The following is an 832-nucleotide window of genomic DNA, read 5'->3' as shown; positions in this document are numbered from 1 at the left end:
TACTAATTGCCCGTGAGGCTTGACCATATAACACCCAAGCAATTTGCAACTGCAGATTGTGGTGGTGAAGACGAAAGANCCGAAAGTTCGCAACTTCACAAATTCACATATCCGAATTGGCTGGGTTGTCTGCAAAGACAGACCGGCAACCGAATTTCTTGACGACCATAGAGCATTGGAACCACCTGATCCCATCCCGAACTCAGCAGTGAAACGATGCATCGCCGATGGTAGTGTGGGGTTTCCCCATGTGAGAGTAGGTCATCGTCAAGATTCATTTCGCAAAACCCCTATCTGCGCATGCAGGTAGGGGTTTTGTCTTTATGGGCCAAAAACATTGCGCCCGTTGTAGGAGCCGGCTTGCCGGCGAACATCGGCAACGCCGGTGCCAACTTCCGCGTGGCTCACTTCGGCCTCGCGATCGATAGCGGTGAAAAAAGGTGGTTGACAGCAGGTTGTAACGCTGTATGATTCGCCTCCCGCTACGAGAGATCGCAGCGAGTCAAGTGTTTGAAGCTAAACGAGTTTCTCGGAAAAAACTTCAAAATAAACGCTTGACACGAAATGAGGAAAGCGTAGAATGCGCGCCTCGGCTGAAGCGAAACGCTAAAGCCAACCGCTCTTTAACAAATTGAATCAAGCAATTCGTGTGGGTGCTTGTGAGTACGGACTGATAGTCACAAAGATTATCAGCATCACAAGTGACCATGCGAGAAATCACATAGTCATTTGAGATTGCTGAGCCAAGTTTAGGGTTTCTTAAAAACCCAAGCAGTATTGAACTGAAGAGTTTGATCATGGCTCAGATTGAACGCTGGCGGCAGGCCTAACA

At 48.6% G+C, this 832-nt stretch carries 1 rRNA gene; it reads left to right on the top strand.

Annotated features, from left to right (window positions below):
- Nucleotides 1–157: 157 nt before the first annotated feature.
- Nucleotides 158–273 (top strand): 5S ribosomal RNA (gene rrf / locus IX761_RS26985).
- Nucleotides 274–832 lie beyond the last annotated feature (559 nt).

This window comes from Pseudomonas sp. UFMG81, assembly GCF_015354575.1.
In the GTDB taxonomy this organism is placed as follows: Bacteria; Pseudomonadota; Gammaproteobacteria; order Pseudomonadales; family Pseudomonadaceae; genus Aquipseudomonas.
The sequence above is the reverse complement of the archived record's forward strand: the minus strand, read 5'-3'. Positions and strand labels throughout refer to the sequence as shown.